Annotated in this window: 1 protein-coding gene; it reads left to right on the forward strand. The window is 70.5% G+C overall.

Annotation, left to right across the window (positions count from 1 at the left end; translation table 11 throughout):
- Positions 1-351: molybdopterin cofactor-binding domain-containing protein (locus AC1DBD_RS18060; protein WP_476982765.1), on the forward strand; the 351-nt coding region annotated here is incomplete at both ends.

Consider the following 351-nt stretch of genomic DNA (forward strand, 5'->3'; position numbering starts at 1 on the left):
GGACGCGCCACCCGGCGCGGGTCTGGCTGCGCCAGGGCTTCCGCAACGACGGCACGATCACCGCGCGCGAGGCCAAGGTGGTGTTCAACTCGGGCGCCTATGGCTCGCACGGGCCCGGCGTGACCAACGTCGGCACCGCGGCGATGGTCTCGCTCTACCGCTGCGAGAACKTGCGACTGGAGGGGCGGTGCGTCTACACCAACAGCCYCATCGCCGGCGCGTTCCGGGGCTACGGCGTGGTGCAGACCTACTACGCGCTCGATATCCAGATGGACGAGGCCGCCGCCCACCTCGGCCTGGACCCTGCGGAACTGAAGCTGCGCAACGCGGTGCGCGAGGGCGATATCGCAC

It is taken from the genome of Arthrobacter sp. 10T419, assembly GCF_056394105.1.